This window comes from Saccharothrix sp. ST-888 (assembly GCF_000955975.1).
In the GTDB taxonomy this organism is placed as follows: Bacteria; Actinomycetota; Actinomycetes; order Streptomycetales; family Streptomycetaceae; genus Kitasatospora.
The window spans coordinates 35,222-41,816 of the sequence record NZ_JYJF01000060.1; the positions used below are offsets into that span (position 1 = coordinate 35,222).

6 protein-coding genes, 1 tRNA gene and 1 pseudogene are annotated in these 6,595 nt (G+C 73.1%); 6 read left to right on the forward strand and 2 right to left on the reverse strand.

The genetic code is table 11. The features are described from left to right. Positions 1 to 14 precede the first annotated feature (14 nt). The 3 genes from UK12_RS41440 to UK12_RS19570 are packed head-to-tail and all read left to right on the forward strand — an operon-like array spanning position 15 to position 3,554. The gene (locus UK12_RS41440) at positions 15 to 1,412 is read left to right on the forward strand and encodes a phosphoribosyltransferase family protein (RefSeq protein ID WP_045304334.1); all 1,398 of its coding nucleotides are present in this window, start codon (positions 15 to 17) and stop codon (positions 1,410 to 1,412) included. 51 nt (positions 1,413 to 1,463) lie between these two features. Next, entirely contained in the window at positions 1,464 to 2,660 is a 1,197-nt protein-coding gene (locus tag UK12_RS41445) for a cysteine protease StiP family protein (RefSeq protein ID WP_045304335.1), read from the forward strand. Positions 2,661 to 2,672: 12 nt separating this feature from the next. Beyond that, positions 2,673 to 3,554 carry an HAD family hydrolase gene (locus UK12_RS19570; protein ID WP_231591294.1) on the forward strand — a complete coding sequence of 294 codons (882 nt, stop codon included), beginning with the start codon at positions 2,673 to 2,675 and terminating at the stop codon, positions 3,552 to 3,554. A gap of 172 nt (positions 3,555 to 3,726) precedes the next feature. Here the strand turns inward: UK12_RS19570 and UK12_RS19575 are convergent, their stop codons facing one another. Then, complete coding sequence (locus UK12_RS19575) at positions 3,727 to 3,948, reverse strand: FmdB family zinc ribbon protein (RefSeq protein WP_045304336.1); 222 nt, start codon at positions 3,946 to 3,948, stop codon at positions 3,727 to 3,729. A 256-nt stretch (positions 3,949 to 4,204) separates the two neighbouring features. After that, the gene (locus UK12_RS19580) at positions 4,205 to 5,458 is read right to left on the reverse strand and encodes a hypothetical protein (protein ID WP_045304337.1); all 1,254 of its coding nucleotides are present in this window, start codon (positions 5,456 to 5,458) and stop codon (positions 4,205 to 4,207) included. A 199-nt stretch (positions 5,459 to 5,657) separates the two neighbouring features. Between UK12_RS19580 and UK12_RS19585 the strand changes: the two genes are divergently transcribed. From UK12_RS19585 to UK12_RS39825, 3 genes and pseudogenes are all read left to right on the forward strand, one after another. Beyond that, a tRNA-Val gene (locus UK12_RS19585) sits at positions 5,658 to 5,729 on the forward strand. 60 nt (positions 5,730 to 5,789) lie between these two features. Then, positions 5,790 to 6,008: pseudogene (locus tag UK12_RS45080) on the forward strand (IS3 family transposase); the annotation flags it as partial. A 65-nt stretch (positions 6,009 to 6,073) separates the two neighbouring features. Beyond that, positions 6,074 to 6,577, forward strand: a complete 504-nt coding sequence (locus UK12_RS39825; RefSeq protein ID WP_052682003.1) for a DDE-type integrase/transposase/recombinase — start codon at positions 6,074 to 6,076, stop codon at positions 6,575 to 6,577. Positions 6,578 to 6,595: the final 18 nt, after the last annotated feature.

Consider the following 6,595-nt stretch of genomic DNA (forward strand, 5'->3'; position numbering starts at 1 on the left):
CGAAAGTAGGAGTCTTGACCGCAGTACCGCACGTCGAACCCGCCCCCTGGGCCGGCCGGTGGGTCACCGACCGGCTCGGCCTCGGACTCACCGGTTCGCCCGCGCTGCCCGGGATGATCGGCCTGGCCCTGCGGGCGAACAACCCCCGGCGCGCTCATCTGCTGGTCTCCCAGGTGCTGGGCAAGCACATCCCGCAGCACCCCGAGGTGGTGCACGAGTCCGGTCTCGAACTCGGCCGCAGGGTGCGGGATCTGCTCGGTGCGGCGGAGTCCGGCCGGGCGGTCGTGCTCGGTTACGCCGAGACCGCCACCGCTCTCGGGCACAGTGTCGCGGACGGCCTCGGCGCCCCGTACCTGCACTCCACCCGGCGCCCGGTCGAGGGGGTGACACCGGTCGGCGGCTTCGAGGAGGAGCACTCGCACGCCACGTCGCACCTGCTGCTCCCCGCCGATCCCGCCTTCCTCGCGGGGGACGGCCCGCTGGTGCTGGTGGACGACGAGTTCTCCACCGGTTCCACCGTGCTGAACACCATCCGCGCGCTGCACGCCGACCATCCGCGTTCGCGGTACGTCGTGGTCGCCCTGGTCGACCTGCGGACCGAGGCCGATCGGGCGAGGCTGGCCGAGGTGGCCGCCGAACTCGGCGCCCGGGTGGACCTGGTGGCCACCGCCGTCGGCGGCGTCGAGCTGCCCGCCGACCTGCTGCCCAGGGCCCAGGCGCTGATCGCCGCCTCGGACCCGGGCACCACGCCGCCGAAGGGCCCGCTCGCGCCGGTCGTCCGCGCCAGGCTCAACTGGCCCGAGGGCCTGCCGGACGGCGGCCGCCACGGTTTCACCCCCGCACACCGGGAGTCGCTGGAGGCGGCGCTGCCTGGACTGGCCGCCGAGCTGGCGCCGCTGGTGAGCGACCGGTGGCGGATCCTCGTGCTCGGCTTCGAGGAGCTGATGTACGTCCCGCTGCGGCTCGCCGGTGCGCTGGCCGACCGGCTGGCGGGTGCGGGTGCGGGTGCAGGGGCGAGTGCGGGCTCGGGCTCGGGCGAGGGCGTGGGCGAGGGCGAGGGCGTGGGCTCCGGTGCGACGGCTTCGCGGTCGGGGGCGGAGCGCGTACGGTTCTCCACGACCACCCGCTCGCCTGTCCTGCCCGTGGACGACCCCGGCTACCCGATCCGCACCCGGCTCGCGTTCCCCGCCCACGACGCCCCGGCGGACCGCTCGACCGAGCGCTACGCCTACAACGTCGCCCCCGGCGGCGACCCGGACCGCCGGTTCGACGCCATCGTCCTGGTGGTGGACGAGCCGGCCGACACCCCCGCCCTGCACGAGGGGGAGCAGGCGCTGATCGAGCAGCTGCGCCGGGTCACCGACCAGGTGGTGCTCGCCGTTCTGCCGTCGTACCGTCCTCGGACACCGTGATGACGCCCTGCCGTCCGATGATCAGCCTGCACACCCCGTTCGAAGGCCGCCATGTCTGCTGTTAGCGCACCCCCCGCCGCGCGTCCCCCCGCCGCGCGTCCCCCCGCCACGCCTCCCCTCTCCGGACCCGCCTTCTCCTCGTACCCGGCCGAGGAGGTCACCTGGCTGCTCAAGGACCTCTCCGAAGTCCGGCTGGAGGCACCGACGGAGGAACGGGAGGAGGCCGTGCAGTCCGGTGGCGCGCACTACGCCGAGTCGCTGCCGGTCGAGTACCAGCCGAGCCCCGAGTACCAGGCCCTGTTCCAGCAGGCGCTGACCGTCTCCGCCCGGCGGGTCGCGCTGGCCGTCGGCACGGTCGCCGAGACCCTGGTGCGCGAGCGCGGCCGTGACCTGGTCCTCGCCTCGCTCGCCCGGGCCGGGACGCCCGTCGGCGTCCTGATCCGCCGCTGGCTGGCGTTCGCCCACGGCCTGGACACCCGGCACTACACGCTCTCCATCGTGCGCGGCCGGGGCATCGACCAGGTCGCGCTGCGCCACCTCGCCGCCCACCACGACCCCGCGCACGTGGTGTTCGTGGACGGCTGGACCGGCAAGGGCGCCATCACCCGCGAACTCGCCGACGCCCTGGCTGGCACACCGTTCAACCCCGATCTCGCCGTGCTCGCCGACCCCGGGCGCTGCGTCCGCACCTACGGCACCCGCGAGGACTACCTGATCCCTTCCGCGTGCCTCAACTCCACGGTCTCCGGTCTGATCTCGCGTACGGTGCTGCGAGCCGACCTGATCGGCCCGGACGAGTTCCACGGTGCGAAGTTCTACCGTGAACTGGCCGACGCCGACGTCTCCAACGACTTCCTCGCCGTGGTGGCCGGGCACTTCACCGCCGTGCGGGCCGAGGCCGAGGCCGCCGCCGCGCAGCAGGCGACCGCCGATCGCACCCCCGACTGGGCCGGCTGGGCCGCCGTCGAGCGGATCAGCGCCGAGTACGGCATCGACAACGTCAACCTGGTCAAGCCCGGGGTCGGCGAGACCACCCGGGTCATGCTCCGACGCGTCCCCTGGCGGGTCCTCGCGCGGCGCGGAGCCGGTGCCGATCTTGATCACGTACGGTTGCTCGCGGACCAACGCGGCGTACCCGTCGAGGAGGTGGACGAGCTGCCGTACAGCTGCGTCGGCCTGATCCACCCCCGATACAGCCGCGGCGCAACCGGCGCCGACGGCACGGCAGTCAACGCGGAGAACGCCTGAATGAGTAGCCCGATGAGCAGCCCGACCAGCCCTGTGAACGATCTGATGGACGGCCGGTTCCTGGTCGCCAGTGACCTCGACCGCACCCTGATCTACTCCAACCGGGCCCTCGCCCTGGACGTTCCCGACCGCCTGGCGCCCCGGCTGCTCTCGGTCGAGGTGCACGACGGCCGCGCGCTCTCCTTCATGACCGAGCAGGCCGCCCGACTCCTCGCCGAACTGGTCGAGTCGGTGCTGTTCGTGCCCGCCACCACCCGCACCAGGGCCCAGTACGAGCGGGTCAACCTGCCGGGCCCGACGCCCGGGTGGATCCCCTCGTACGCGATCTGCGCCAACGGTGGCCAGTTGCTGGTGAACGGCGTGCCGGACCAGGACTGGCAGGCCGAGGTGCAGTCCCGACTCGCCTCCGGCAGCGCGCCGTTGGACGAGGTGGTGGAGCACCTGGCCATCGTCGCCGACCCCGAGTGGACCCACAAGCGCCGCACAGCCGACCACCTCTTCGCCTACCTGGTGGTCGAGCGCGCCGAACTGCCCGAGGGCTGGCTGGCGGAGCTCACCGGCTGGTGCGCCGAGCGCGGCTGGACGGTCTCCCTCCAGGGCCGCAAGGTGTACGCCGTGCCCGCCCCGCTCACCAAGAGCTCCGCGCTGGCCGAGGTCGAGCGCCGGACCGGCGCCGCGACCGTCCTCACCGCCGGGGACTCCCTGCTGGACGCCGACCTGCTGCTCGCCGCCGACCAGGCCTGGCGCCCCGGCCACGGCGAACTCGCCGACACCGACTGGACGGCGCCGCGCGTCACCGCCCTCACCCAGGCCGGGGTGGCGGCCGGCGAGGAGATCGTCCGCCAGTTCCTGGCGCGGGTCCGGGCCGGGGCCGGGGCGCCCGTCAGGGCCTGAGGGGCGGGCGGTGCTGTGGGCTGAGCCGGGGTTCAGGGCTGAAGGCTCGGGGCTTGCGGCTGAGGCAATGGTGGGCGGGCGGTGGCTGGTTGCCGTCCCCGGTGGCTGCTCGGCGCTTCAGTGGTTGCCGCTGGCTGCCGGTGGATTTGCCGTTTGTGTGCGGCGGCCGGTGTCAGCCGCAGCAGCCGCCGCCGCAGCACCCGCCGCCCCCGCCTCCGGCGGACGGACTCGGAGCGGCGGCGGCCGAACCGCCCGTCACCGCAACGGTGGAGAGCAGCTTGACCGTGTCGGTGTGCCCGTCCGGGCAGACGGCGGGGTCGTTGGCCTGGGCCATGGCGCGGCGGAGCTCGAAGGTAGCCCCGCAGGAGCGGCAGCGGAAGTCGTAACGTGGCATACCCCGCAGCGTACCGAGCCTGCCGTCCGCAGTGCAGTCGGCTTCGCGGCCTCGGCACGTTTCGCTGGTGGACGCCCTGTACAGCGGATGCGGACCGGCCTCGCGGCGGGGCCTGCCGGGACCGACCGGGACCGACCGGGGCCGGCCGAGCTTGTGTGGCGTCAGCCGAGGAGCGACCAGGGGGCGTGGCGACGGAGTGGTCGGCCCGAACCGTTGAACACTGAACGGCTGTCGCCGGGGGAGGGCGGGCGGCCCGTCAGTGGCTGCCCCGGATCATCGCCACCACCTGGGCCGCGGTCTCCCGCACCCCCGCCAGCTCGGTGAGGAAGTGCCAGTAGTCGGGGTGCCGCCCGGCGGCCTCCAGCCCGGCGACCGCACGGTCCAGCCGGCCGACCGCCGCGTCGAGCGGACCGGCGTGCCGGGGATCCGGGGCCTGCCGCCCGGCCATGGCCAGCCGCTGGGCGTCGCGCAGCGCGAAACGGCTCCGCTCGATCTCGCGCTGCGGGTCGAACTCCACCTCATTGAGCAGGCGCAGCCGTTCGTGCACCATCGCGACCGAACCGTCCGCCGTCTCCAGCAGCGCCCGTACCGTACCGATCGCCCCGGTCGCGTCCGCCCAGCTCTGCTCGTCCCGGGCCCGGGACGCCTCGCCCAGCTTCTGCTGCGCCGTCCGCACCGCCTCGGCCGTCTGGACCGGCACCCGTTGCAGGTCCTGCCAGCACTCGCTGCTGAACCGCCGCCGCAGCTCGCTCAGCACCGGCTCGACCGTCCCCGCCCGGGTCTCCAACGCCTGGATCCTGGTCCGCAGACTGGCCACCCGCCGGTCGATCTCCTGAGCCTTCTCCGGCCGCTGCTCCGCCGAGCTGCGGATCGCGTCCGCGCGCAGCGTCACGTCCTCCGCCCGCCGGAGCGTCGCCGCCACCCCGTGCCGGGCGGCCCCCTCGTTGAGCCGGGTCAGCTCGGGTGCCAGCTCGGCCAGCAGCGCCGCCAGGTCGTCCGCCCGCAGCCCGGCCGCCCGTACCGCCTCCAGCGCGGTGGTCGCCCGCAGCAGCGCCTGCTTGGCCTTCTCGACCGCCGGGGCAACCCTGATCAGCTGCCCTTCGGCGTGCTGGAGCAGCGGCTGCAACCGGCCGAGGTACCTGGCCAGCTCGGTCTGCTCGGCGGCGATGCGTCGCTGCGCCTGTTCCAGCGTCTGGCGGGCCCGGGCAGCGGTGGCGGCGTCCAGGTCCTCGGCGTCCACGTCGTGCGCGTCCAGTGCCGCCAGGTACTCGGCACTCACCTCGTTCACCTGCGCGGAGATCTGCCGGTACTCGGCAAGCGCCTGCCGTGCGGCCGGGCCGTCCTCCACCGCCCGTACGGTCTCCACGGCCAGCTCGACCTCGCGCTGCGCCGAGTCCAGCTCGTAGAACGCCTGCTGCGCGGCATCCCTGGCAGCCCTGGCCTCCTCACGCAGGCTGTCGTTCCGACGCCACCAGCCGCCTCGCCCGCCGCCACCGCCGGCCACCCTCACGACACCGCTCCCTGCTCAGCACCGAACGCCCGATCCCACCCATTCTTGCGGATCACCACAACCCCCCGGCACCCCTCCCGCCCCGCCGCCCTCCCACTCGCCCCTCACCCACGGAAAGCCTGCGGCGAACCACCCTGGGAACGGGGTACTCTTGTCCCTCGTCGCACGCCGCCGGGCCACCTGGCGCGCGTCGTGACTGGGGTGCATAGCTCAGTGGTAGAGCGCTGCTCTTACAAAGCAGATGTCGGCGGTTCGAAACCGTCTGCGCCCACAGCTCTGACCAGCATGAAAGCCCCTGACCAAGATCGGTTGGGGGCTTTTTCGTGATCGAATGGGAGAATTTTGGGAGATCATCTTCAGGCGGCCTGCTCGGCCGCTTGAGCCCTCTCTCACCGGGCCTCGCGCGGCCGAGATCACGGTGATCCACGTCGTCTCCAGGGGCGCCTACGGCGTCCCGCGCGTGCATGCGGAACTGCGGCGCCGGGGCCGTCCGGTCAACCGGACGAAGGTGGAGCAGATCAAGCGCGAGCGCGGCATCGTCGGCGTCATCCGCCGCCCACGCCGAGGTCTGACCCGTAGGGCCCGCAAGCTGGTGTGCGCCCCGGACCTGATCGGATGCGACTTCACCGCGCGCCGCCCTGGGATGCGGCTGGTCGGCGACATGACCTCCTGCCGACCGAGGAAGGCTGGCGCTACCTGGCTACCGCGATCGACCTGGCCACCCGCGAGGTCGTCGGCTACGCGATGGCCGACCGCCACCGCGCCGAACTGCTGGTGGCCGCGCTGCGGATGGCGGTTGGCTGGGGCGCTCTGCAGGCGGGCTGCATCTTCCAATCGGACTGCGGCAGCGAATACCCGTCGACTGAATTCCGCAACGAAATAAGCAAGTTGGACATGGGGCCGTCGATGGGGCGAGTCGGCTCCTGTTGCGATAATGCCGCCGTCAAGAGCTTCTTCGCCGTACTGAAGGAGGAGACCGGCATCCGTATCCGGCCGGACCGCGCCACCGCCCGCGCGGAGGTCTTCAGCTTCATCGAGGCCTTCTGTAGCCGCTATAACCGCAGGCGGCTGCGCAAACACCCCGAGTGGGGCTACCCCGCGCCCCTCGAGATTCGGTAGCGACACCAGTCCGTGGGG

Excerpts from the sequence above, each read along its gene's own strand:
- UK12_RS41445 (WP_045304335.1), top strand. The coding sequence starts at position 1,464 with ATGTCTGCTGTTAGCGCACCCCCCGCCGCGCGTCCCCCCGCCGCGCGT.
- UK12_RS19570 (WP_231591294.1), top strand. The coding sequence starts at position 2,673 with ATGAGCAGCCCGACCAGCCCTGTGAACGATCTGATGGACGGCCGGTTC.
- UK12_RS19575 (WP_045304336.1), bottom strand. The coding sequence starts at position 3,948 with ATGCCACGTTACGACTTCCGCTGCCGCTCCTGCGGGGCTACCTTCGAG.
- UK12_RS39825 (WP_052682003.1), top strand. The coding sequence starts at position 6,074 with ATGCGACTTCACCGCGCGCCGCCCTGGGATGCGGCTGGTCGGCGACAT.